We start from the raw sequence: 24,586 nt of genomic DNA on the forward strand, positions 1-24,586 counted from the left end.
ACCGGGAATCACCCCAATGGTTGAATATAACCTTCGTTATTTTTACCACCTCCCGCCGTACAGCACCACCGGGGGATTGTTACCCCAGGTTATGTCGCGCCATCGGCAGCAGATAACGCTCTGTTTCGGCCAGTATTTGCGCTAAGTATTCATTATCCAATTGGCGGAACACTCGCTGCACGTAGGGATCTTCCCCTTCTCCGGGTATGCGCTGATCGCCCTGCCAAGCCTGCAGCAATTTGGCCCGTGCCTTAATTTGCGCTTCTTCCTCCCAGTCGATTTGCTGCGTTTCCGGCTGATAGCACTGACTCAGCCACGCCCAGCCGCTCTTGTTCAGCAACAGCAGCGGCTGACACAAACCGCTCTGATAGCCCGCCAGCAGTTCCGCCAGCTGCGCCTGCGCCTCTTCAGGCGCCAGCGCGGCAAAGCGCCAGGCGGAGTTCTTGCGACCGTAGATGCGGCTCTCGCCGGTGCCGCCGGCGCAGCAGTACACCAGGTGCTCCAGCCACAGCAATATGCCGTCCACCGCCGACAACGTGGCGGGCCGCCAGCGCAACAGGCCGTCATCCTGCACCTGATGCAGCCAGCCGCTGAGACGTACGCCGGCGATATCGATATCCAGCTCCAGGCTATGGCTCTCTGCGCGTTCCGCACGCACCTGCTCGGCCAGTTCGCTCATCTCTTCCTGCTGCTTTTGCCAATAGATCTCGCCGAAGGCGCCATAGGGCAAGCCGCCGGCGGCACGCACCCGTTGGAACAAACGTTCGGGATCGTCGCCGTCGATCAGGGTATTCAGCAGTTGGCTGTTGAACTGGTAGCGGCTGAGGTTATCCAGCGTGAAGGGCTCTTCGTCCGGCAGCTCAGTCTCTTCCAGGATAAAACTGACGCCCAGCCGCAGCTGGAAGAAGGCGCGGATAGGATGGCGATAAAACCGCAGCAGCTCATCCAACGATATTTGCTGCAGCGCTTCGGCGGGCAGCGGTTGGTTGAAGGCCGGGTGCGCCGCACCGCGACCATCGGCGGCAGGCAGCCACTCGGCGGCATAACTTTGCTCCTCCGAGCCCGGCAAGAAATTCTCGGCGGCGAACGGCATGCGCGCGTGCCACTTAAGCAAATGCTCACCAACCCGCCGAGCACTGTCGTCTGCGCTGAGTTCTTCATCTCCCGGCAGGCAATAGCTTTGTTCCAGGTACTCCAGCAGCTCGGTGACCAGCACCGAAGGGTAGCGCGGGCTGTTGTCCTGGATGGAACGGCCGATGAAACTGATATACAGCCGCTGTTGCGCGGACAAAATCGCTTCCAGGAACAGATAGCGGTCGTCATCGCGCCGGCTGCGGTCGCCGCGTTTGACCTGCTGCGCCATCAGATCGAAACCCAGCGGTGGCAGCGTGCGCGGATACACGCCGTCGTTCATGCCCAGCAGGCACACCACCTTGAACGGAATGGAGCGCATCGGCATCAGCGTGCAGAAGTTGATTTGCCCGGCAAGGAAGCGCTGGCTGATGCGCTCCTGATCGAGGCGCGCCGCCAGATCGTCGCGCAGAATGGTCAACGGCACCTCATCGGGATAGCGCGCCGCCAGGCCAAAATTGATGGCCTGCTGCCACTGCTGCTCGATCAATGCCAGCACCACTTCGGTGTCGCTCTCCGCTTCGAAGAAGGCATCCAGCAGTTGCCGGCACAGCGGTAGCCACGCCTCGAGCGGGCGCGCTTCGCTCAAAATTTGCCGCCAGTGGCTGAGCTGCGCCAGCAGGTCTGCCAACTGCCCCGCCAGTTCGGCGACCAACCCGCTCGATTCGTCGTAAGGTAAAATGCCCTGCCAATCGCCGGCATTGCTGTCCATCGCGTAGCCGAGCAGCATGCGCGTAATACCGAAGCGCCAGGTATGCTGGCCGGTGGCGGGCAGATCCAGTTCGCGCACGTTATCGTCGTCCAGGCCCCAGCGCACGCCGGATTCACCGACCCAGTGGCGCAACAGACGCAGCCCCTCTTCGCCAATGGCGAAACGGGCGGCCAGGGCAGGCACCTCCAGCAGCGCCAGCACCTGTTCCGAGGTAAAGCGGCTTTGCGGCAGATCGAGCAGTGAAATGAACGCCTGCAGCGCCGGATGCGCCTGCCGCGCTTTGCGGTCAGAAATGGCGAACGGCAGGTAGCGCTCGGCGGGGGCATTGCCGAACACCGCCTGAATATAAGGCGTGTAGCTGTCGATATCCGCCACCATCACGATGATATCGCGCGGCGTCAACGCGGGATCCTGCGCCAGCATGGTCAGCAGTTGATCGTGCAGCACCTCCACTTCCCGCTGCGGGCTGTGGCAGGCGTGCAGGCTGAGGGAGCGGTCGTTCTCATCAAGCGGGCGTTTGCTGAAGCTGCTTTCCAGCGTTTCCGCGGTAATACCGATCACCGCATGATCTTCCAACTCCAGCATGTCGCGCTGAACGGCGTGCAGCATGGTATCCGCCGGGATATCGACAAAGGCGTCGACCTCTTGCGCCCCTTCCATCTGCGACAGCAAATAGAGGTGATCGCGCCCCAGCTTGCCCCAAGAGGCCAGCAGCGGGTTGCTGAGTTGCTGCTGCCCTTCGGCGTCAAACAGGCGCGCCGCGTCGGCCGGCTCGCGAAACAGCCCTTGCTCGCGAGCCTGGTGGTAATGACGACGCTTGCGGCTCTGCAAGCGGGCCAGGAAAGCATAATCCTGAATGTCGCCCCAATAGTAGCGACAAGGGTTGGTGAACATCAGGTGGATGTCGATATGCCGCCCCAGCGCCTGCAACGCTTCCAGATAGACCGGCGGCAACGCCGAGATGCCGCAGATAAACACCCGCGGCGGCAAACCGGGCGGGCACGCTGTTGCCTGCTCGAGCGCGTGGATAAAGCGGCTGTACAGATTGGCGCGGTGCCATTCCGGCTGCCCCAATTCGCGCGTGTACTCCACCAGCCGCGCCCAGAGCGGCGCCTGCCACTGCTGAGCCTCGGGCAGACCGTCGATGCGCTCGCCGCGCTGCCAGCTCTCCAGCCACTGCGGGCGATAAACCAAATACTGGTCGAACAGGTCGGCAACCCGGCCGGCCAATTGGTGGATTTTGCGCTTGTCGCCGTCATCGGTGAGATAGTGCTGCAGTGGCGCAAATGCCGGCTGAGTCAGCATCTCCGGCAACAACCACATCAGCTTCCAGGTCATGGCATCCTTGCTGAAGGCGCTCTCTTTCGGAATATCCGGCAACACCCGGGTGAACATGTCCCAAATGAAGGTCGCCGGCAGCGGAAACGCGACATTGGCTGCGATACCGAACTGTTCCGCCAGCTGCATCTGCAGCCATTGCGCCATGCCGGGGCTTTGCACCAGCACCACCTCCTGTTGAAAAGGATCGGTCAACGGATCTCTGGCTATCAGCGCGCTGGTCAGCGTTTTCAACAAATCCAGCTGATTGGAATGATAAACAGTGAACATGAAGACTCCTTTAAAACAAAAGACATACGGATCAAAAACGGGCGCAATACCAGCGGCTCAGCGTTGCCCACTGCCGCTGCGGCGTTTGGATCCTGACCGTCAATCGGCGACAATCGCTCCCCGCATCGTCAAGTGCCGTCTCGCGCCGCCACCCTTCCGGTAGCGGTTCAGCCTCGAGCCGGCCGATAACGGCGAACGCCTCCAACTGCTGGTGCGCCAGCCCCCAGGCTTGCCGGTAGTGCCACTGGCGCTGGAACGACTGCAACAGCACCTGATGATACTGTAACAAGCCAAGCAGCGACACCGAGAACAGCAAGGCCGCCACCAACACTTCCGGCAGACTGAAGCCGTTGCGGGATATCCACGCTGCCCGAGCGTTAGCCGTCACAGTCGGCCAACCTTTTCTCGGGACAAAAATCCAGCCGACCGCCCGGCTGTGCTTGCAACTTGCCAGCAGCCTCCGCGCCGTTAAAGGTGCCCCATTGATACAGCCATACCGGTTCACCGCCGCGCATCTCACCAAGGCCGCGAACCGTCACCACTCCCGCTCTGGCTGACAGCCGAGCGCAAGCCGTCAGTTCCACGCGCTGCCTGCATAGCCAGGCCGCTGCACTCAGCTCGGCGCGCGGCCAACGCTGGCTCATGCCCCAACTCAGCGCCGAAGCGGCCTGATTGTAAGCCTGAAGGTAACGCTGCTGATCGGCGGCCAGTAACAGCGCGTTATCCAATTGCCGCTGTTGAGCATTGAGCAACATCAGCCCCAGCGCCAGCAGCAACATCACCGCCGCCAGGGTGCTACCACCTCGCTGGGTTCGCCGCTTCATGGCAGCGCCGCCATTTCGACGCTCCCGCTCAGGCTGCGCCTGATACGCGTATCGCTGGCGGAGCGCCCCGTCAGCGTCAGGCGAGCCAATGCCGCGCCGTGATCGCCCCGCTCTATCGCCACATGAAACCGCTCAATGCGCACTTCGTCATGATCGAGTAGCCGCTCCCAGCCACCGCCCTCGCATTGGCTCACGCCGCGCTGCCCTTCCAAGCCGCCATTACGTAGTCGATAACCGAAATAGCCTGCATCCTCACCCGAAGTGAGCCATTGCCCGCTGCGAGCAATGTCGTAGGCAACGATAACGCAGCTGCCAGCCGTTTCCCCCGATGCCTGGCCTATCAGCAGCGGCCGGCCGGCGCATTGCCCGGCGCAAAAACCGGCGCGGCGCAGATCTTTCTCAATGCCGAACGCCAACTGTCGCAGCGTTGACTCCAGCCGAAAGTGCTGACCGACGGCCACGTTCTGCTGGCGTAACACCGGGTAAGTTTTCGCCGCGCCGAGCGCGATCACGCTGCCGAACACCAGCGCCAACATCACCTCCGGCAAGGTAAAACCGCGTTCGACAGTCAGCATGGCGCGATCCCCCTTATCCGGAGCCCTTCGCTGCACAAACGCAGCCGCCCACGGGCGGACAGCACCAGCCGCAGGCTGCCTGCGTCGTTGCTGAGAAGGATGTGCCCCGCCTGCGCAGTATTGCGCAAACCATAAAACCCAATCTCTTTGCCGGAGTAGCCACTCAGCACAACGTCGCGATAAGGCGGCAAGAAAACGGAGCCTTCGGCGGAAACGCAATCCGTCGGTGGCACACCGCCGCCCAGGCACCAGGGCGTGCCATTCTTGAACCACAGCAGCGCCGTGCGGTTACGCCAGTTGGCGTCCGCCTGTAATCGCAGCAAAAACGCCAGCAGTTGTTGGGCCGTGTGTTCCAGCCGCAGCGCTTGCTGATGATAGCGCCATTGCCCGACGCCCCAGCCGGTGAGCATGGCGGCGATCAGGATCGCCGCCATTAGCTCAATCAGCGTCATGCCCCGTTGGCGATCATCGATGTTCGAGAGAGTATTGTCGTTCATGCCGCCAGTGTAAGGGCCGTAACAACGCGGTAAAGCCGCATGCGCAAGCGCTGCGGCAAGCTGCGCAATGTTTTCTCTACGATGGCAGACGGCGACAAAAAAATGCGGTGCGGTACGCAATGCGGATAAAAAAAGGGGCGCAATCGCTGCGCCCCTGGTGTGATGCGGTTAAGGTCAGATCGCGACCGGCGCCTTGATGGCCGGGTGCGGATCGTAACCTTCGATCTCGAAGTCTTCGAAACGGTAATCGAACAGTGAAGCCGGTTTGCGTTTGATCACCAGTTTCGGCAACGGACGCGGTTCACGCGTCAGCTGCAGCTGAGTCTGTTCCATGTGGTTGCTGTACAGGTGGGTATCGCCGCCGGTCCAGACGAAGTCGCCCACTTCCAGATCGCACTGCTGCGCCATCATGTGCACCAACAGCGCGTAGCTGGCGATGTTGAACGGCAGGCCGAGGAAAACGTCGCAGGAACGCTGGTACAGCTGGCAAGAGAGCTTGCCGTCCGCCACGTAGAACTGGAAGAACGCGTGGCACGGCGCCAACGCCATCTGATCCAGCTCGCCGACGTTCCAGGCGGAAACAATGATGCGACGCGAATCCGGATCTTGCTTCAGCTGTTGGAGCACGTTGCTCAGCTGATCGATCTGACGGCCGTCCGCTGCGCCCCAGGCGCGCCACTGTTTGCCGTACACCGGGCCGAGATCGCCGTTTTCATCGGCCCACTCGTCCCAAATGGTGACCTTGTTGTCACGCAGGTAGGCGATGTTGGTATCACCGTTCAGGAACCATAACAGCTCATGAATGATCGAACGCAGATGACATTTCTTGGTGGTCACCAACGGGAAACCTTCCTGCAAGTTGAAACGCATCTGGTGGCCGAAAATCGACAATGTGCCAGTGCCGGTACGGTCGGCTTTAGGGGTGCCCTCGGCGAGCACCTTATTCATCAAATCCAGATACTGTTTCATTTGTTCCTCACGACAGTTGTTGCTGTGGGCGACGACGGTACGCCCAAATCATCATAATAATACCGGCCACCACCATCGGGATGGACAGGATCTGCCCCATGCTGATCACGCCGTCGAACAGGCCGAGCTGGGCATCCGGCTGGCGGAACGCTTCAACGATGATGCGGAATGCGCCATACCCGATCAGGAACAGGCCTGATACGGCACCCATCGGCCGCGGTTTGCGAATAAACAGGTTCAGAATGATAAACAGCACCACGCCTTCCAGCAGCAGTTCATACAGCTGCGACGGGTGGCGCGGCAGTACGCCGTACTGATTCAGCAACGGCAGCAGAGAGGGATCGGCGGTGGCGAGGGCCACGTCTTCGCTGCGCGAACTTGGGAACAACATCGCCCAAGGGGTATCGGTGGTCACGCGGCCCCACAGTTCGCCGTTGATAAAGTTGCCGAGGCGGCCGGCGCCCAGGCCGAATGGGATCAATGGCGCGATAAAATCGGAAACCTGGAAGAAGGTGCGTTTGGTGCGGCGAGCGAACCAGAACATCACCAGAATCACCCCCATCAAGCCGCCGTGGAACGACATGCCGCCATCCCAGACCTTGAACAGATAGAGCGGGTTATCCAGGAACAGCGGCAGGTTGTAGAACAGCACATAGCCGACGCGGCCGCCGACGAATACGCCCAGGAAGCCGGCGTAGAGCAGGTTTTCCACTTCGTCTTTGGTCCAGCCGCTGCCCGGCTTGTTGGCGCGACGCACCGCCAGCCACATGGCAAAAACGAAGCCGACCAGGTACATCAGGCCGTACCAATGCAGAGAAACCGGGCCAATGGAGAAAATGACCGGATCAAATTTAGGAAACGCCAGATAGCTATTGCTCATCTATCACCACAACATGTCTGTTATTTTTCCCCATGCGGGGGCGGCAGGTGCCAAGCGGCGACGGAAATTATCCCGCGCCTTGCAAACGGCGGCATTGGCCGCTGCGGTCTGCAAGGCGACGAGCATGCGCCGCGCTGAGGTTGCGCATCATAACATAGGCTTAGCGCGGTCCGGTCCGGCAGGGCGGGAAAAGTTCTGTAAAAAAATCACACCGTGCGGCGGTTATCGGCCCCCGCGGATCAGCCCACCCATGCCGCGCCGCTCCATAAACGCCGCCACCAGATGGCGCACTTCGGTGGTCATCTGGGTATTCAACACCCGGTGAGCCAGCATTTCGGCGTCGGCCAGGTCAATATGTCGCAGCAGGTATTTGATGCGCGCCACGCTGCGGCCATTCATGCTCAGATTGCGATAGCCCATGCCCACCAGCAACAGCGCGCCCATGGGATCGCCGGCCAACTCACCGCAGAGGCTAAGCTGCAGCCCGGCCGCTTTCCCCTGCTCGGCGATCAAGTTCAGCACCTGCAACATCGCGGGATGCAAACTGTCATACAGCGCGGCGACCCGCGTGTTGTTGCGATCCACCGCCAGCAGGTACTGGGTCAAGTCGTTGGTGCCGACCGAGATGAAATCAACGCGCCCGGCCAAATGCGGGATCAGGAAAATCATCGATGGCACTTCCAGCATCACGCCGATTTTCGGTTTCGGGATCGCGTAGCCGAGCACCTCTTCCACCTCGCGCCCGGCTCGGTCAATCAGGCGTTTAGCTTCGTCGACCTCTTCAAGGCTGGTGATCATCGGCAGCAAAATACCCAGGTTGCCGGTGCCGGCATTGGCGCGCAGCATGGCGCGTACCTGAATCAAAAAGATCTCCGGCTGATCCAGAGTGATGCGGATGCCGCGCCACCCCAGGCAAGGGTTCTCTTCGCTGATCGGCATATAGGGCAGTTGCTTGTCGGCGCCGATATCCAGGGTGCGCAACGTAACCGGCTTGCTCGGATAAAGCTGCAGCATGCCTTGATACTGCGCGACCTGTTCTTCTTCGGAGGGGAAACCGCTTTGCAACATGAACGGGATTTCGGTGCGGTACAACCCCACGCCATCCACTCGGCCGCCCAACAGTTGTTCATGTTCCGGGCTGAGGCCGGCGTTCAGCATCACCTGGATACGCTCGCCGCTTTTCAACTGCGCCGGTTGCTCGACGTCGTCTTCCGCCAGCTTGCTCAACTCCAGCTCTTCGCTGATCAGCCGTTGATATTCCTGCACCAGCACCGGTTCAGGATCGACCAACAGTTCACCGCGATACCCATCAACGATCAGCAACCGCTGGCTGAGCAGAGAAGGCTGGATGTCGGCGCCCATCACCGTCGGCACCCCCATCGCCCGCACCAAAATCGCCGCATGCGAGTTGGCGGCGCCGTCGCGCACCACCACGCCGACCAGGCGATCCTGCGGCACTTCGGCCAGCAATGTCGCGGTCAGCTCATCCGCCACCAGCACAAAACGCGCCGGCCACTGGGTGGCGCCCTGGGTGGTGTCATCGAGGTGGAACAGCAGGCGCTGGCCCAGCGCGCGCAGATCGCTGCCGCGCTCGCGCATGTAGGTGTCCTGCAGTTTGGCGAACTGTTCGGCAAAGGCTTCTATCACCTGTTTCACCGCCCACTCCGCCACCGAGCCGTTGTCGATTTCGGCGAACAGTTCGCGCTTGAGGCGGGCGTCGTTTAACAGGTGAGAATAAAGATCGAAGATCGCCGCGCTCTCTTTTTGCGAGCTGGCGGCAAAACGCTTGCTGAAGCGGCGAAACTCCGCGCCGGCCTCTTCCAGCGCCAGCGTCAGGCGCTCGCGCTCGCTGGCGGTGTCCAGCGTCGACGCGCGGTAAACCTGATCGAGCGAAGGCTGGCTACTGTCCTGCCACCCTTCAGCCACCGCCACGCCGGGCGAGGCCGCCAGTGCACGCACGCGCGTTTGGCGATACTGGCCGAAAATGGCGTTGAGCTGCGACTGTGACAAGATCCCGGCCATCTGCGTGGCCAGAGTGACCATGAAAGACTCTTCGCTTTCATCGAACTGGCGCAGCTCGCGCTGCTGCACCACCAGCACCCCCAGCAGTTGGCGCCGATGAATGATCGGCACCCCGAGGAAGGATCGGAAACGATCCTCTTTCACCTGCGGAACGTATTTGAAACTGGGGTGGCTTTGGGCATCGGCCAGGTTAATAGGCTCGGCTCGGCGGCCGACCAACCCGACGACGCCCTCGTCAAACGCCAATGCGATAGTGCGCCCACGCGGCTTTTTCAGCCCGCGCGTGGCCATCAGGTAGTAGCAGCGGCGATCGTTGTCCGCCAGGTAGATGGAACACACTTCGGTGTCCATCGCCAGACAGGTTTCATTGACCAGCAGATCCAGCGCATCCGTCAGACTGGCCGCCGCGGCCACCTTCTCTACAATTTCTCGCAAGCGCGTGAGCATAGTCGGCTTAACTTAACCTCTCTTTCGGCGATAAGCGGGAGCCTGCCGCGGCGCCGCCTGCTCTTGCATCGGCATCACGGTCACGGCGAATTCTTTCATCACCCGGCGGTAGACGTCGCGTTTGAACGACACCACCTGGCGCACCGGATACCAGAAGCTCACCCAGCGCCAACCGTCGAACTCCGGCGTGCTGCTGCGCTGCATATTGATATCAGCGTCATTGCACAGTAGCTGCAACAAAAACCATTTTTGCTTTTGGCCGATACAAACCGGCTTTGTGTCCCAACGCACCAAACGTTTCGGCAATTTATAGCGCAACCAGTTGCGGGTCGAAGCCAGGATGCGCACATCCTTTTTACTCAGCCCCACTTCTTCGAACAGCTCACGGTACATCGCCTGCTCCGCAGTTTCGCCAGGGTTAATCCCACCTTGGGGAAACTGCCAGGAGTGCTGACCGTAACGGCGGGCCCATAAGACCTGCCCCTGACGATTACAGATTACGATACCAACATTCGGGCGGTAGCCATCATCATCGATCACCGGACTACCTCGATAAGCTTAAATTCGCATAGATGTCCTGATTGTTTCACACAAGCTACAGGCGGTAAACCACTGCTTTACGGCGCTGCGGGCCGGATAACATTGGGATAACTCACAGATATTGGCAAAGTTATAAACATACCCCAGCCTTTCAGACCGGTTTTATTCACTTTTTCTGTGGATAGGTGTGTGCAGAACTCGAGGGATAAGCCGGTAAAACTCTCGTCCCCTAAAATCCGCCCTCATACCCAAAAACAAATATTAAATTTAAAAACATATAGTTAACCAATATCTCGCAGTGATGCACAGGACAAAAATGTGATCTATGCACGGTAAGGATCTTACCCTGGCGAAAGATCCACCAACGCCGTTTTTATCCACAGATTATCCGGGCAAGTTACGCACAAAACGGACAAATTCGTAAAAACCCGCCTGAGTCAAGGCTGTAAATTGAACCAGTGATCGGTAAAAATTTGGGTTATCCCATAAATCTGTGGATAAATAGGTGTAAGATCCTGTTTATTGTCGGTGGCTTCAGGTGAACAAGCCCCGCGAGTGCATTGTCGCCCGCGTAAAGAAAGAAAAAAAGTCATGTAAAATCATGCTACTATTATTCTTTTCCCCAGGCGATAGCGGTTATCGCTCGCCGTGTATAATTGCAGTACGTTTTTCAACCAAATTCGACAGGCTTGATTTATGGCATTTTTATCCCCTTTGCCGCCCCCGCCGGAAAATGAACGGCAGCTGTTCGAGCGCGCTCAGGCGCTGGCCGGCTTCAGCTTTGGCGAACTGGCCGCCCGTGCGCAATTGCCGATCCCCAAGGATCTGAAACGCGATAAAGGCTGGGTGGGCATGCTGCTGGAGCTGTATCTCGGCGCCATGGCCGGCAGCAAACCGGAACAGGATTTTCCCGAGTTGGGCATTGAGCTGAAAACCATTCCTGTCGACGCCGCCGGCAAACCGCTGGAAACCACTTTCGTCTGCGTCGCCCCGCTCACCGGCAACAGCGGCGTCACCTGGGCCAGCAGCCACGTTCGCCACAAGCTGGCGCGCGTGTTGTGGATACCGGTAGAAGGCGAACGGCAAATCCCGCTGGCCCAGCGCCGCGTCGGTTCGCCGCTGCTGTGGAGCCCGAGCCTTGCAGAAGAAGAGAGGTTACGCCGCGATTGGGAAGAACTGATGGATCTGATCGTGCTCGGTCACGTAGAACGCATCACCGCACGCCACGGCGAAGTGCTGCAACTGCGCCCCAAAGCGGCCAACAACAAGGCGCTCACCGAAGCCATCGGCGAACAGGGGCAACCTATCATGACGCTGCCGCGCGGTTTCTATCTGAAAAAGGGCTTTACCGGCGCGCTGCTGGCAAGACATTTCTCAATCTAAGCGATTTCGTTTAACTCTGGTTTAGCTAACCCTGTCAGCGCCGCGATAAACGCGTATAATTCACGCTTTGCATTTATTAAGGTGTGTCGGGCAATGTTCGAATGGATTATGGATCCCAATGCCTGGTTAGCGTTAGGTACGCTAACCATTCTTGAGATCGTACTGGGTATTGATAACATCATTTTTCTGTCGCTGGTGGTAGCCAAGCTGCCCAAAGCGCAACAGAACAAAGCTCGCCGGCTCGGGCTGGCCGCCGCCATGCTGATGCGCCTGGCGCTGCTGGCCTCTATCGCCTGGGTGATCCGCTTGACGCACCCGCTGTTCACCGTGCTGGATCACGCCATTTCCGCCCGCGATTTAATCCTGCTGCTGGGGGGATTGTTCCTGATCTGGAAAGCCAGCAAAGAGATCCACGAAACCATCGAAGGTTCGGAAGAAGAGCACCACACCAAGGTGCACAGCTTCTTCGGCGCGATCGTGCAAATCATGCTGTTGGATATCATCTTCAGTCTGGATTCGGTGATTACCGCCGTGGGCCTTTCCGACCATCTGTTCATCATGATGGCGGCGGTGGTGATCGCCGTCGGCGTGATGATGTTCGCCGCCCGGCCGATCGGCGAGTTCGTTAACCGCCATCCGTCGGTAAAAATGCTGGCGCTGGCGTTCCTGATCCTGGTGGGCTTCACGTTGATGCTGGAAAGCTTCCAGGTGCACGTGCCGAAAGGCTACATCTATTTCGCCATGTTCTTCTCCATGTCGGTAGAAGCGCTCAATCTGATGCGCAGCAAAAAAAATCACGCGCCGGAATAACGCGATATGGAAGCCGCCACCGGCGGCTTCCGCCGTTTCATTGCCCCCTCATTTCACTTTTTCTTATCAGATAAAGACTTATCTGAGACGCCCCCGGCCGAGAGTTTGCTAATCTTGAAAGAACATTGTTTTCTGCATAATCGAGGATCCGCAGGATGAAAAAGTGGGTAATGGCAGTGTCTGCGCTGGTTATGGCCGCCGGTTTGGCGGGATGTTCCAGCGACTACGTCATGGCGACTAAAGACGGCAACATGATCCTGACGCAAGGAAAACCGGAGATCGACACAGACACCGGACTCATCAGTTATAAAGACGAGAAAGGCAACCACCGCCAGATCAACGGCGATCAGGTTTCCCAGGTTATCGAACGCTAATCACCGCTCGCCGGCTATCGCCCGTTCAAGCGCGGTAGCCCTCATTCGCCTGCGCACTGAATCCGCTTCCCCCATCTTCACCGCTTGGTTATAGTCAGGAAAGGCGACATCGCCGCCCGACGGACTTTGCGCCGTCTTCTGAATTGGGCTCCTGTTTCACCGGGCCGCGCGGCCCGTCAGCGCTAACAAGAAAGGAAGGCCGTTAATGCAATACCACCGTATTCCCCACAGTTCTTTAGAAGTGAGCGTGCTGGGACTGGGCACCATGACCTTTGGCGAACAGAACAGCGAAGCCGACGCCCATGCGCAACTGGACTATGCATTGGCCGCAGGCGTGAACCTGATAGATACCGCCGAACTGTACCCGGTGCCGCCTCGTCCGGAAACCCAGGGCCTGACCGAGAGCTATATCGGCAGTTGGATCAAGGCGCGCGGCAATCGCGAAAAAATCGTCCTGGCCAGCAAAGTTTCGGGCCCGGTACGCGGCACCGACAGCAGCATCCGTCCGCAGCAGGCGCTGGATCGCAAAAACATCCGCGCCGCGCTCGACGCCAGCCTCAAGCGGCTGAACACCGATTATCTCGATCTTTATCAATTGCACTGGCCGCAGCGTGCTACCAACTGCTTTGGCAAACTCAACTATCAATACACTGAGGACAAAGCTACGGTCACGCTGTTGGAAACGCTGGAAGCGCTGACCGAGCAGGTGCGCGCCGGCAAGATCCGCTATATCGGGGTTTCCAATGAAACGCCCTGGGGCGTGATGCGCTACCTGCAGCTGGCGGAGAAACATGAGCTGCCGCGCATCGTGTCGATTCAAAATCCGTACAGCCTGCTGAACCGCAGCTTTGAGATTGGCCTGGCCGAGATCAGCCAGCACGAAGGGGTGGAACTGCTGGCCTATTCCAGCCTGGCGTTCGGCACCCTGAGCGGTAAATACCTCAACGGCGCAAAACCGGCCGGCGCGCGCAATACGCTGTTCACCCGTTTCAACCGTTATTCAGGGCAGCAAACCCAGTTGGCGATCGCCGAATACGTGGCGCTGGCCAAAAAACACGGGCTGGATCCTTCGCAGATGGCCTTGGCCTTCGTGCGTCAGCAGCCATTCGTCGCCAGCACTCTGCTGGGCGCCACCTCGGTGGATCAGTTGAAAATCAACCTCGACAGCCTCGACGTGATTCTGGATGAGGACGTGCTGCAGGCGCTCGAAGAAATCCACACCCGGTTTACCATTCCGGCGCCTTGATAGCCTGAGGGCGCAGCCTGGCTGCGCCCCGTTTCACCGCCGCTGAGACCACCACAATGCGCTAATCGCCAGCGCAAACACCACGCCAAACCCTACGCCGACGCCCACCACCGGCACGCCCAGCTTCACGACCAAAGAATACAGGCCCAGCATCAGCAACATGGCGGCGTTTTCACCCAGGTTTTGCACCGCGATCGCATTGCCGGCGCCGACCGAATGTTTGCCCCGCTCCTGCAGCAACGCATTGAGCGGCACCACGAAGAAGCCCCCCAGCATGCCGATGAGCGCCAGCAAGACGTAGGCATTGAGCATGGTCGTTTGCAGCGCAAACACCGCGACCGCGATGCCGATCAGGATCCCGGCCGGCATGCAGCGTTTCACCGTCTTCAGCGTGACGAAGCGCGCGGCGGCACCCGCGCCCAACACGATGCCGACGGCCACCATGGCGTTCAGCAGCGTCGGCGTGGCGTTATCGGCGATGCCAAGCGCCACCGGCACCCACAGCACCAACAGAAAACGCAGCGTCACGCCGGCCCCCCAAAACAGGCTGGTGCCAATCAATGAGAAACGCGTCTGCCCATCGCGCCATAATGTGACGCAGGCGGTAAAGAAACTGTTCGTCATGGCCCGCGGCCGCCATGAAGCCCCTGGGCGCGCCGCCGCCAGACGTGGAATATACAGGTTGGCGACCACCGCCCCCGCGTAAACCAACGCGCAGGCCGCCAGCGCCGCGACCACGTGCCAGTCCGCCAGAATACCGCCGGCCACCGAACCGGTCAGAATGGCGGCGATGGTCGAGGCCTCCATCAGGCCGTTAGCCTTGACCAGCTTCTCGCCGCTGGTGATCTCGCCCAGAATGCCGTATTTGGCCGGAGAATACGCGGCGGCCCCCACGCCGACCAGGCTGTAACCCAGAAACGGGTTCCCCCCAAAACAGATCACCAATGCCCCCGCCAGCTTCAGCGCGTTGGCGAACATCATCACCCGCCCTTTGGCGAAGCTGTCGGCCACCTGGCCGACAAACGGTGCCAGGATGATGTAGGTGGCGACGAAGGCCATCTGCAGGATCGGCTGGCTCCAGTCCGGATACAGCTGCTGCTTGATCAGCGCCAGCGTGGCGAACAGCAACGCATTGTCGCCGAACGCCGAGAGGAACTGCGCGCTGATCACCGCGATCATGCCGCGTGACAACAAAGGGGATTCGGTCGAAGGATTCATCAGGCACTCTCCGGCTGTTCGGCCATATGACGCAGGGTGACGAAATCAGGTTTGCCGCTGCCGAGCACCGGCAGCGTTTTCAACAGGCGAATATCGCGCGGCACCGCCAGCTCCGGGCTGCCCAGCTCGCGCGCCACCCGCAGCAATGCCTCGCGGGTAATGGCGGGATCGGTGGTGAACAGCACCAGCGCCTCGCCTTTGCTGCTGTCGCTTTTGACCGTGGCAGCATGCAGTTTTTCCGGCGACAGCCGTTGCGCCAGCAGTTCGACGCTCTCCAGCGACACCATCTCGCCCGCCAGCTTGGCGAAGCGCTTCACGCGTCCGCGAATGGTGCAGTAACCCTGCTCATCCAGGCTGACGATATCGCCGGTATCATACCACCCCGGCTGCAGCACACCGTTCGCATCTTCCGCCGCCGGTGGTTCCAGCTCACCGGGACGTTCAACCCGCAGATAGCCTTTCATGATATTCGGCCCCTTCAGCTGCAGGCGGCCGCCGTTATCGATGCCCGGCACCGCGATCAAGCGCGCCTCCATCTGCGGCATGATGCGGCCAACGGTGCCCACCTTGGTCGCCAGCGGCACGTTGATCGACACCACCGGCGCGCACTCGGTCACGCCATAGCCTTCCAGAATGCGGATGCCGTATTTATCCTGATAGATCTGTTTGGTGCTGTCCGCCAGTTTCTCCGCGCCGGCCACCACATAGCGCAGGCGGGCGAAATCATACGGATGCGCGAAGCGCGCATAGTTGTTGAGGAAGGTCGCCGTGCCGAACAGCACCGTGCAGTTACGGTCATACACCAACTCCGGCACCACGCGATAGTGCAGCGGGCTGGGGTAGAGGAAAATGCGGCTGCCGGTGATCAGCGGCGTAAGCAACCCCACCGTCAGGCCGAACGAGTGGAACAATGGCAGCGATGACATGAAACGGTCGCGCGGCGTGAAATCGGCGATGGTGCGAATTTGTTCTACGTTGGCCAGCAGGCTGGCATGCGAATGCACCACGCCCTTGGGGTGGCCTTCAGAGCCGGAAGTGAACAAGATCAGCGCCGCGTCCTCCGGGCGTTGCGGCAACGCCGCGCGCTGCGGTTGCAGCAAGTGCCGCAGGATCCACAGCTTGTCCGCCAGCGTAACGGTGTCTTTCAGATCCTCCAGATACATCCAGTTGGCCTGCGTCACCTGCTCCGGCAGGTGGGTCAGTTTGCCCTTCTCCAGGAACTGGCGCGAGGTGACGATGGTCTTGATGCCGGCGGCGGTCATCGCGCTGTTCAGGCCGTTGGCGCCGGCGGTGTAGTTGAGCATCGCCGGAATGCGGTTGCGCAGCGAAGCGCCGAAGATCGCCGCCGCGGTGATGGTGGCGTTCGGCAACAGCAGCCCGACGTGTTCCCCTTCGGCGGTAAAGCGCTGCAGAATGCGGCTGACGCCCAGCGATTTCTTGATCAGCGTTTGGTAGCTGTCCTCTTTGAAAGCGATGTCTTCGATACACGGCTTGCGACGCCCATAGCGGCGCTGCGCCGCCAGCAAGGCATGGAACAGCGTCTGCGGTTCGCGCGTCTCCATGCGCGCCCGCATCATGATCTGCATCAGCCGATCGCCCGCCAGCGCCCGACGCTCGCGCGCACGCGGCGCCTCCGGCATCGGCAGCGTGGTCGGCGGCAAGATGCGGATGCTGATTTGCGGAAACCAGCGGATCTTGAACACCCCGGCCATGCGGCCGAACGGACTGAATTCGGGGCCGTCGATCCGCACCGGCACCACGGTGGCGCCCGATTTGGCGGCGATAAACGCCGCGCCGTCGTAGATTTTCATCAGCGCGCCGGTCACGGTGATGCGCCCTTCAGGGAACACGACGATCGGCCGCCCCTGTTCGACCATGCGCACCAGTTGCTTGATGGCCATCGGCTTGGTGGGATCGAGCGAGACGAAATCGATGTAGGGCCGAAGCCAGCGCATGAACCAGCTCTCGCCGATGCTGGCGTAAACCGCAAACACCGGTTTTATCGGCAGGAACAGCGCCAACAGCACGCCGTCGAGGAAAGAGACGTGGTTCGGCGTAATCAGCAGTTTTTGCCGTTCGAAGTGCTGGACGCCCCCTTCGACCCGAACCCGAAACAACAGGCGAAACAGCGCGCGCAGCAGTGAAAAGATCATGCCCTTCTCCCTTGGCCATGGAGGCGTAAATCGTTGTAGGGAAAAGAATACTATATGGCAGGCAAAAAAAAACCTACGCATCCGCGTAGGTTGGTGCAATTGAAAATGGCTTCAACATACAGAGTATGCTGATTTCTCACCAATCAATACCTCTGGGATCACCTACTCTAGAGAGATGGCGTGCAGGAAACTACCGCCGAATCGCAAGAGTTCTGCTCCAAATGCAACCAGCTGTAAATTTCCCGCGATCTGCTGTAATAACTCAATGAAACTTAAACCTTCCCGCAGCGACGAAAATAAATATAACAACGACGAGCCAGTGACCCAGACGTGAAATCTTCACTCATCGCGCGCTGACCTCGACCAGGCAGCTCATGGCGTTCGGCCCCTGCGTCAGCGGCGAGGTGCCAATATCCAGCGTCAGCACATTCGGGTTGCCCGCCTGCTCGAGCGGCCGGCGCTGCGCGTCGAAACCCGGCTCGAACCAGGCACCGGTCGCCATCAACACCACGCCGCGCGTCACACCATCGGTGAGCGATACCCCCGCCAGACAGCTGCCGCGCGCATTGCTGACCAGCACTTCGGCGCCGTCCGCCACCCCGCGCGGCGCCGCATCGTCCGGATGCATATACAGGGTTTCGCGCCCGGCGGTCTTGTTGCCCTGCGCCAGCGGCGCCGGATCCATCTGGCTATGCAGGCGATCGCTCGGTTGAATGGAGATCAGGTGCAGCGGCCAATTCTTGGCCTGCGGCGCGCCCAGCCACTCCACCGGCGGCCGCCACTGCGGATGCGGAGCGAAATCTTCGTAGCGATAGCCGGCGATCCGCTCGCTGAACAACTCGATCTTGCCGCTGGGCGTTTGCAGCGGGTTAACCTGGGGATCGGCGCGGAACGCGTCAAAAAATACAAACTCTTTGGCCGGAGCGGGCAGCTCGACATAGCCCCGTTGCCAGAACGCCTCAAACTCGGGCCAGGCGACGCCGGCGCGCTGCTGCGCAGCGCCGCATTGCCGGTAGATAGCTTCGATCCAGGCCCGCTCGTCGCGGTTTTCGGTAAAGCGCTCGCGATAGCCCAGGCGCTCCGCCAGATCGGCGAAGATATCGAAATCGTTGCGCGCCTGATGCTGCGGTGCAATCGCCTGATGCATCGCCAGCACGTAACGATCGCGCGACGAGCCGCCGATGTCGTTGCGCTCCAGCGAACTGGTGACCGGCAACACGATATCCGCCATTTTGGCTGCCGCGGTCCACCAGATATCTTGTACGATCACCGTATCCGGCTTCTGCCAGCCTTCCACCAGTCGGTTCAACTGCTGATGGTGATGGAACGGGTTGCCGCCGGCCCAGTGCACCAGATGGATATCCGGATAATGCCGCGTCTCGCCGCAAAATTGATAGGCTTCGCCAGGGTGCAGCAGCATGTCGCAGATGCGCGCCACCGGGATCGCCAGCCCGGCCGGGTTATCGCCTACCGGCATGGTCGGTGCGGGGGTATCCACGCGCGGGTTGCCGACGCCGTTCATTGAGCCGTGGCCGAACGAGAACCCGCCGCCCGGCAGCCCCACCTGGCCCAACATCGCCGACAGCGCGATCATCATCCAGTACGGTTGCTCGCCACGATGCGCGCGCTGTACGGAGTAGGAACAGGTGATAAAACTGCGCACGCCGATCAGCTGCCGCGCCAGCAGCGCGATGCGCGCCGTCGGAATGCCGGTAATGTCGCTGGCCCAGGCCGGCGTTTTCGCCACGCCGTCGCTCACGCCGTTCAGGTAATCCGCCAACTGTTGATAACCCACGCAGTGGCTGTGCAGGAAGGCTTCATCCTGCGCGCCCAGCCGCTGGATTTCGTAAGCTAGCGCCAGCATCAGCGCCACGTCGGTATTCGGCCGGATCGGGATCCATTCCGCATTGACGAACTCGGGGCAGTCGTCGCGCATCGGGCTGATGTTGATCACCGGCGTGCCCTTGCGCGCCAGCTTTTGCAGCCAGGGCTTGAGCGCATGCTCCGCCGCGCCGCCGGAAGACACCTGGGCGTTTTTCAGCGCCAACCCGCCAAACGCCACAAACAGTTCGCAGTGCTCCACCACGCTTGGCCAACTGGTGACGCGCCCGGTCAACGGCGAGAAAGTGCCGATCACATACGGCAGGAAAAACTGCGCCGCGCCCCAGCTGTAGTTGCCCTGCTGATCGACGCCGCCGCCGCCGCTGAAGTAGAACCGCCGCACCAGCGAGCGGGCATGGTGCAGCCGCCCTGCCGACGACCAGCCATAAGAGCCGGTAAACAGCCCGGAGGCACCGTAGCGATCGCGCACCCGGCGATTCTCCTGCGCCACCAAATCGAGCGCTAACTCCCAATCCACCTCGACGAAATCTTCCCTGCCGCGCAGCGTACGGTCGCTGCCCTCGCGCTTTTGCAGCCACGAGCGGCGCACCGCCGGCTTGCGGATGCGTTTGTCGGAGTAGACCATCGGTACGATGGAATCGAGCAGCGGCGAAGGATCGGGATCGTCGACGAAGGGTTCACAACGGATAAGCCGGCCGTCTTCAACCACGGCGGTATAAGCGCCCCAATGGGCGAGCTGCGGATAGCGTTTAATGGACATGGCATTCTCGGCGCAAATCGGAATGCACAGACGTTACCTCAGCCCGCCGCCAGTGCCAACGTACAAATTGCGCTATCGTTCGGTCGTCGATGGTTATGCGTACAGACTCGAAGAGATTCTGCAACGGCCGCCACAAGTTGCGCACGAGACCGCTTGCAGCCCCGGTTTTTTTCCGCAAAACTGGGGGATGTAAGCGATTACCCAGGATGTGTTGACTGATATGGCTACGATAAAGGATGTTGCCAGGCTGGCGGGGGTTTCCGTGGCCACGGTATCCCGCGTGATAAACAATTCCCCCAAGGCCAGCGAAGGGTCGCGCACCGCGGTGCAGGCCGCCATGGAACAGCTGCAGTATCACCCTAACGCCAACGCACGAGCGCTGGCGCAGCAATCCACCGAGACGCTGGGCCTGATCGTCTCCGACGTTTCCGATCCCTTCTTCGGCGCGATGGTCAAGGCGGTCGAGCAGGTGGCCTACGCCACCCACAATTTTCTGCTGATTGGCAACGGTTACCACGACGCCGAAAAAGAGCGTCAGGCGATTGAACAGCTGGTGCGGCACCGCTGTGAAGCGCTGGTGGTGCACGCCAAAAGGCTGAGCGATCAGGAACTTTGCGGCTGGATGCAACAGATCCCGGGCATGGTGCTGATCAACCGCACGCTGCCGGGCTTCGAAACGCGCTGCGTGGCGCTCGACGATCGCTACGGCGCCTGGCTGGCGACCCGTCATCTGATCCAGCAAGGGCATCAGCGCATTGCCATCATCTGCTCCACCCACCAGATTTCCGACGCCACCGACCGGCTGCAGGGCTATCTCGACGCGCTGCGGGAACACGGCATCGCGGTGGATGAAAAGCTGATCGCCTATGGCGAACCGGACGAGATCGGCGGCGAACAGGCGATGACAGAATTGCTCGGCCGCGGCCGTTCGTTCTCCGCTATTACCTGCTACAACGATCCGATGGCCGCCGGCGCGCTGTCGGTGCTGAGCGATAACAGCGTCGACGTACCGGGGGAGATTTCGCTGATCGGTTTCGACGACGTGCTGATTTCGCGCTACCTGCGCCCACGCCTGACCACCATTCGCTACCCGATCGTGGCGATGGCGACCCAGGCGGCGGAGCTGGCGCTGGCGCTGGCCAACCGGCAACCGTTGCCGGAAATCACCAACATGTTCAGCCCAACGCTGGTGCGCCGCCACTCGGTCGCCACCCTCAACAACGCGCACGAACAGCCGTAATCATGCCGCCGCATAACGCTGTGAAGCGGGCGCCAGACGCCCGCCGGCTGATCAGATAAGTTCCAGCGCGATCAGTTCTTCGATGGTTTGGCGGCGGCGGATCAATCGCGGCTCGCCGTTTTCGAACAGCACTTCAGGCAACAGCGGACGGCTGTTGTAGTTGGAGGACATCGACGCGCCGTAGGCGCCGGTATCGTGAAACACCAGATAATCGCCGATCTGCACCGGCGGCAGCTCTCGGGTTTCCACGCCGCCGCCCGCCTGCTGGGTGAACACGTCGCCGGATTCGCACAGCGGCCCGGCGATCACCGTTTCGCGCAGCGCTTGCCCCGAGGTATCGCGCCCATCGGCCGGCAACAGCGAAATATGGTGGTAACTGCCGTACATCGCCGGGCGCATCAGATCGTTAAAACCGGCGTCCACCAGCACGAAGTGGCGGCTGCCCATGTCTTTCACCGCCCGCACCTCGGCCACCAAGACGCCCGCTTCCGCCATCAGGAAACGCCCGGGTTCAATCTCCAACTGCACCGGATGCCCCAGATGCGCGGCGATGCGTTCACGCGCCCGATTCCACAAACCGAAATAGTGTTCGGTATCGATCGCCTCTTCGCCGTACTGATACGGGATAGACAGGCCGCCGCCGGCGGAAATGGCGCTGATGTCATGACCGAGATCGATCACCTGCTGCACCATCGCATCGCAGACGCGCTCCAGATGCTGGTAATCGACGCCGGAACCGATGTGCATGTGCACGCCGATCAGTTGCAGGCCATAGCGGCGGATCTTCTCCACCGCCTGCGGCAGGTCGGCATACCAGATGCCGTGCTTGCTGTTCTCGCCGCCGGTGTTGGTTTTCTGGCTGTGGCCGTGGCCAAATCCCGGGTTAACGCGCAGCCACACCGGATGCCCTGCGGAAACCTGGCCGAGCTGATCCAGCATGTCGATGGAACCGGCGTTAACCGGGATCTTCAATTCGCTGACGCGCGCCAGCGTGGCGTGATCCAACACGTCCGCGGTAAACACGATCTCGCTCGGTTCGCCGCCCGGCTGAAAACCGGCCTGCAGCGCCCGTTCGATCTCGCCCAGCGACACCGAATCCACCTTCACGCCCTGCTCGCGCATCAAGCGCAAAATATGAATGTTCGAACAGGCCTTCTGCGCGAAACGAATGGTGTCGAAGTGGCGCAGCTGAGCGATGCGCTGGCTGATGATGTCCGCATCATAAGCCCAGACCGGGCAGCCGAAACGCTGCGGCAAAGCCAGCAGGTTAGCGGCGTTCAACGCGGTGGAGGTTTCGTGCAACGGGCGTGGCATGGCGATATTCCCAATTCGAAAATGACGGCAGATAAAGCCATAGTGCCGCACGCTGAATCGAGTGAAAAATATCTATTTAGCCGTAGTCTATTCATTTATGATATGGCTTTCTCTACAGTCGAGCGGCCTCGCCATGCACAGTATCTCTTTGCGGCAGATCGAAATCTTTCGGGCGGTGATGACCACCGGCAACCTGACCGAGGCGGCGGCCCTGCTGCAAACCTCGCAACCGACCGTCAGCCGCGAGCTGGCGCGCTTTGAAAAGCTGATTCGGCTGCAGTTGTTCGACCGGGTGCGCGGGCGCTTGTCCCCCACGGTGCAGGGCCTACGGCTGTTCGAAGAGGTGCAACGCTCCTATTACGGCCTCGATCGCATCGTCAACGCCGCCGCCGGCATCCGCCAGTTTCAGCAGGCGCAGCTGTCGATCGTGTGCCTGCCGGTATTTTCCCAATCGCTGCTGCCGGCGGTGTGCCAGCCCTTTATCGAACGTTATCCGGAAGTCAGCTTCAGCGTGATCCCGCAAGAGTCGCCGCTGCTGGAAGAGTGGCTGTCTGCCCAGCGCCACGATCTCGGGCTGACGGAAACCACCCTCACGCCGGCGGGCACCGAACGGGTGACGCTGATGACGTTGAACGAAGTGTGCGTGCTGCCGACGGGCCACCCGCTGCTGGTAAAAGACCAGCTGACGCCGCAGGACTTCGCCGGGCAGAACTTCATCAGCCTGTCGAGCACCGACAGCTATCGTCACTTGCTGGATGCGCTGTTCGCCGAGCAAGGCGTCGAGCGCCGCATGGTGATGGAAACGCACAGTGCGGCGTCAGTGTGCGCCATGGTGAGAGCCGGCGTGGGGGTGTCGATCGTTAACCCGCTGACGGCGCTCGACTATGCCGGCAGCGGCGTGCACGTGCGGCCGTTCAGCATCGACGTGCCGTTCACCGTCAGCCTGATCCGGCCGCTGCACCGCCCTTCATCGGCGCTGGTCACGGCCTTTATCGACCATTTGCATCAGCAGGCGGCACGCTTCTCCGCCCGGCTGGCCGCCGCTGTCAGGCGCTGAAAGCGGCGTGGGAATATTGCCGAGGCCTTAGCGCAGCGTCGCCTGCCACTGCGGATCGGTGGCAAACCACTCCACCAGAAAGTCCAGCATGGTGCGCAAGGTGGCGGGCATCTGGCGACGCGAGGTGTAGATGCCGTAGATGCCCATCGACTGCGGCCGGTAATCCGGCAACAATTCGACCAGTTCGCCGCTGGCCAGCAGCGGGGCCGCCGAATAATAGGGCTGCATGGAAATGCCCGCGCCCTGCACCGTGCCGGCCATCAACACCACCGACTCATTGGCGCTCAGGTTGCCGCTGACCGCCACCGCCGATTTCACGCCCTGAGCATCGAAGTGCCACAGGCTTTTGCCGAAATAGGAGTAGGTCAGGCAGTTGTGCAACGCCAGATCCTGCGGTTGGCGCGGGGTGCCGTGTGCCGCCAGATACGCCGGCGCGGCGCACACCACCGATGCGCAGGTGGACAGCGGACGGGCGATCAGGTTGGGATCCAGCTCGTTGGTGATGCGCAGCGCCAGATCGATGCGCTCTTCCACCAGGTTCACCGCCCGGTTGTTCATCTGCAGATCGACCGCCACCTGCGGGTGACGCTTCAGATACTGAGCGACCGCCCCCACCAGCGCCGTTTGCCCGAGCGACTGCGAACAGGTGATGCGCAGCAGGCCGCGCAGTTCGTCGCTCTGCCCTTCCTCCACCAGATCGATTTCCCCCGCCAGCGCCAACATTTGTCGGCAACGTTCCAGAGTACGCTCACCGGCGTCGGTCAGACTAAGCTTACGGGTAGTGCGGTGCAGTAAACGCGCCCCGGCCCATTGCTCCATCTGCGCCAGGTAGCGCGTCACCATCGCGCGCGACATCTCCAGCGTTTCCGCGGCGGCGATCATGCTGCCGCGATCGACGATGGTGACAAAAACCTCAGCGGCGGTAATGCGATCCATGATTAGTCCGATTTATGCAACGAATAATTGCTTATTATCCGGTTTTTC

The 24,586-nt window shown here is 60.7% G+C and carries 20 protein-coding genes; 6 read left to right on the plus strand and 14 right to left on the minus strand.

The window, feature by feature from the left end:
• Positions 1 to 79 precede the first annotated feature (79 nt).
• The 9 genes from recC to rppH all read right to left on the minus strand — a co-directional run bounded on the left by recC (position 80) and on the right by rppH (position 10,205).
• Positions 80 to 3,451 carry an exodeoxyribonuclease V subunit gamma gene (gene recC / locus ACTJJ6_RS22690; RefSeq protein WP_164053623.1) on the minus strand — a complete coding sequence of 1,124 codons (3,372 nt, stop codon included), beginning with the start codon at positions 3,449 to 3,451 and terminating at the stop codon, positions 80 to 82.
• Positions 3,452 to 3,482: 31 nt separating this feature from the next.
• The gene (locus tag ACTJJ6_RS22695; protein WP_033639507.1) at positions 3,483 to 3,839 is read right to left on the minus strand and encodes a prepilin-type N-terminal cleavage/methylation domain-containing protein; all 357 of its coding nucleotides are present in this window, start codon (positions 3,837 to 3,839) and stop codon (positions 3,483 to 3,485) included.
• The gene (locus ACTJJ6_RS22700; RefSeq protein WP_176062718.1) at positions 3,829 to 4,275 is read right to left on the minus strand and encodes a YgdB family protein; all 447 of its coding nucleotides are present in this window, start codon (positions 4,273 to 4,275) and stop codon (positions 3,829 to 3,831) included. The genes ACTJJ6_RS22695 and ACTJJ6_RS22700 overlap by 11 nt, the downstream gene beginning before the upstream one ends.
• Positions 4,272 to 4,850, minus strand: coding sequence for a prepilin peptidase-dependent protein (locus tag ACTJJ6_RS22705; RefSeq protein ID WP_049300393.1), 579 nt, complete (start codon positions 4,848 to 4,850; stop codon positions 4,272 to 4,274). The genes ACTJJ6_RS22700 and ACTJJ6_RS22705 overlap by 4 nt, the downstream gene beginning before the upstream one ends.
• Entirely contained in the window at positions 4,844 to 5,347 is a 504-nt protein-coding gene (locus tag ACTJJ6_RS22710) for a prepilin peptidase-dependent protein (RefSeq protein ID WP_033639503.1), read from the minus strand. Before ACTJJ6_RS22710 ends, ACTJJ6_RS22705 begins: the two co-directional genes overlap by 7 nt.
• A gap of 174 nt (positions 5,348 to 5,521) precedes the next feature.
• Entirely contained in the window at positions 5,522 to 6,316 is a 795-nt protein-coding gene (gene thyA, locus ACTJJ6_RS22715) for a thymidylate synthase (protein ID WP_016929918.1), read from the minus strand.
• A gap of 7 nt (positions 6,317 to 6,323) precedes the next feature.
• Complete coding sequence (lgt, locus tag ACTJJ6_RS22720) at positions 6,324 to 7,196, minus strand: prolipoprotein diacylglyceryl transferase (RefSeq protein WP_049300392.1); 873 nt, start codon at positions 7,194 to 7,196, stop codon at positions 6,324 to 6,326.
• 222 nt (positions 7,197 to 7,418) lie between these two features.
• Entirely contained in the window at positions 7,419 to 9,665 is a 2,247-nt protein-coding gene (ptsP, locus tag ACTJJ6_RS22725; RefSeq protein ID WP_016929920.1) for a phosphoenolpyruvate--protein phosphotransferase, read from the minus strand.
• Positions 9,666 to 9,677: 12 nt separating this feature from the next.
• Positions 9,678 to 10,205 carry an RNA pyrophosphohydrolase gene (rppH, locus tag ACTJJ6_RS22730; RefSeq protein ID WP_004931849.1) on the minus strand — a complete coding sequence of 176 codons (528 nt, stop codon included), beginning with the start codon at positions 10,203 to 10,205 and terminating at the stop codon, positions 9,678 to 9,680.
• Positions 10,206 to 10,901: 696 nt separating this feature from the next.
• Between rppH and mutH the strand changes: the two genes are divergently transcribed.
• The 4 genes from mutH (at position 10,902) to ACTJJ6_RS22750 (ending at position 14,018) form a co-directional block, all read left to right on the plus strand.
• Positions 10,902 to 11,588 carry a DNA mismatch repair endonuclease MutH gene (mutH, locus tag ACTJJ6_RS22735; RefSeq protein ID WP_033632226.1) on the plus strand — a complete coding sequence of 229 codons (687 nt, stop codon included), beginning with the start codon at positions 10,902 to 10,904 and terminating at the stop codon, positions 11,586 to 11,588.
• Positions 11,589 to 11,681: 93 nt separating this feature from the next.
• A complete protein-coding gene (locus ACTJJ6_RS22740) occupies positions 11,682 to 12,398 on the plus strand; it encodes a TerC family protein (protein WP_016929922.1) in 717 nt (238 codons plus the stop codon).
• A 155-nt stretch (positions 12,399 to 12,553) separates the two neighbouring features.
• Positions 12,554 to 12,772, plus strand: a complete 219-nt coding sequence (locus ACTJJ6_RS22745) for a YgdI/YgdR family lipoprotein (RefSeq protein WP_016929923.1) — start codon at positions 12,554 to 12,556, stop codon at positions 12,770 to 12,772.
• A gap of 205 nt (positions 12,773 to 12,977) precedes the next feature.
• Positions 12,978 to 14,018 carry an NADP(H)-dependent aldo-keto reductase gene (locus ACTJJ6_RS22750; RefSeq protein ID WP_015378923.1) on the plus strand — a complete coding sequence of 347 codons (1,041 nt, stop codon included), beginning with the start codon at positions 12,978 to 12,980 and terminating at the stop codon, positions 14,016 to 14,018.
• A gap of 33 nt (positions 14,019 to 14,051) precedes the next feature.
• On the opposite strand, the gene lplT is transcribed toward ACTJJ6_RS22750, so the two are convergent.
• From lplT to ACTJJ6_RS22765, 3 genes are all read right to left on the minus strand, one after another.
• Positions 14,052 to 15,236, minus strand: coding sequence for a lysophospholipid transporter LplT (gene lplT / locus ACTJJ6_RS22755; protein ID WP_004931838.1), 1,185 nt, complete (start codon positions 15,234 to 15,236; stop codon positions 14,052 to 14,054).
• Positions 15,236 to 17,389, minus strand: coding sequence for a bifunctional acyl-ACP--phospholipid O-acyltransferase/long-chain-fatty-acid--ACP ligase (gene aas / locus ACTJJ6_RS22760; RefSeq protein ID WP_143778676.1), 2,154 nt, complete (start codon positions 17,387 to 17,389; stop codon positions 15,236 to 15,238). The genes lplT and aas overlap by 1 nt, the downstream gene beginning before the upstream one ends.
• Positions 17,390 to 17,732: 343 nt before the next feature.
• Positions 17,733 to 19,991, minus strand: coding sequence for a molybdopterin guanine dinucleotide-containing S/N-oxide reductase (locus ACTJJ6_RS22765; RefSeq protein ID WP_049300390.1), 2,259 nt, complete (start codon positions 19,989 to 19,991; stop codon positions 17,733 to 17,735).
• Between the two features lie 220 nt (positions 19,992 to 20,211).
• Here ACTJJ6_RS22765 and galR point away from each other — a divergent pair, with 220 nt between their 5' ends.
• On the plus strand, positions 20,212 to 21,231 hold the full coding sequence (gene galR / locus ACTJJ6_RS22770; RefSeq protein WP_004931832.1) for an HTH-type transcriptional regulator GalR: 1,020 nt from the start codon (positions 20,212 to 20,214) through the stop codon (positions 21,229 to 21,231).
• A gap of 51 nt (positions 21,232 to 21,282) precedes the next feature.
• Here galR and lysA read toward each other — a convergent pair whose 3' ends face one another.
• A complete protein-coding gene (lysA, locus tag ACTJJ6_RS22775) occupies positions 21,283 to 22,545 on the minus strand; it encodes a diaminopimelate decarboxylase (protein WP_440804021.1) in 1,263 nt (420 codons plus the stop codon).
• Positions 22,546 to 22,678: 133 nt separating this feature from the next.
• Between lysA and ACTJJ6_RS22780 the strand changes: the two genes are divergently transcribed.
• On the plus strand, positions 22,679 to 23,602 hold the full coding sequence (locus ACTJJ6_RS22780; RefSeq protein WP_016929930.1) for a LysR family transcriptional regulator: 924 nt from the start codon (positions 22,679 to 22,681) through the stop codon (positions 23,600 to 23,602).
• 27 nt (positions 23,603 to 23,629) lie between these two features.
• Here ACTJJ6_RS22780 and ACTJJ6_RS22785 read toward each other — a convergent pair whose 3' ends face one another.
• Positions 23,630 to 24,538 (minus strand): LysR family transcriptional regulator, encoded by a 909-nt coding sequence (locus ACTJJ6_RS22785; protein ID WP_015378928.1) that lies wholly within the window; start codon positions 24,536 to 24,538, stop codon positions 23,630 to 23,632.
• Between the last annotated feature and the right edge of the window lie 48 nt (positions 24,539 to 24,586).

The sequence above is a fragment of the Serratia sp. 22278 genome (assembly GCF_052045405.1).
Taxonomy (GTDB): Bacteria; Pseudomonadota; Gammaproteobacteria; order Enterobacterales; family Enterobacteriaceae; genus Serratia; species Serratia marcescens.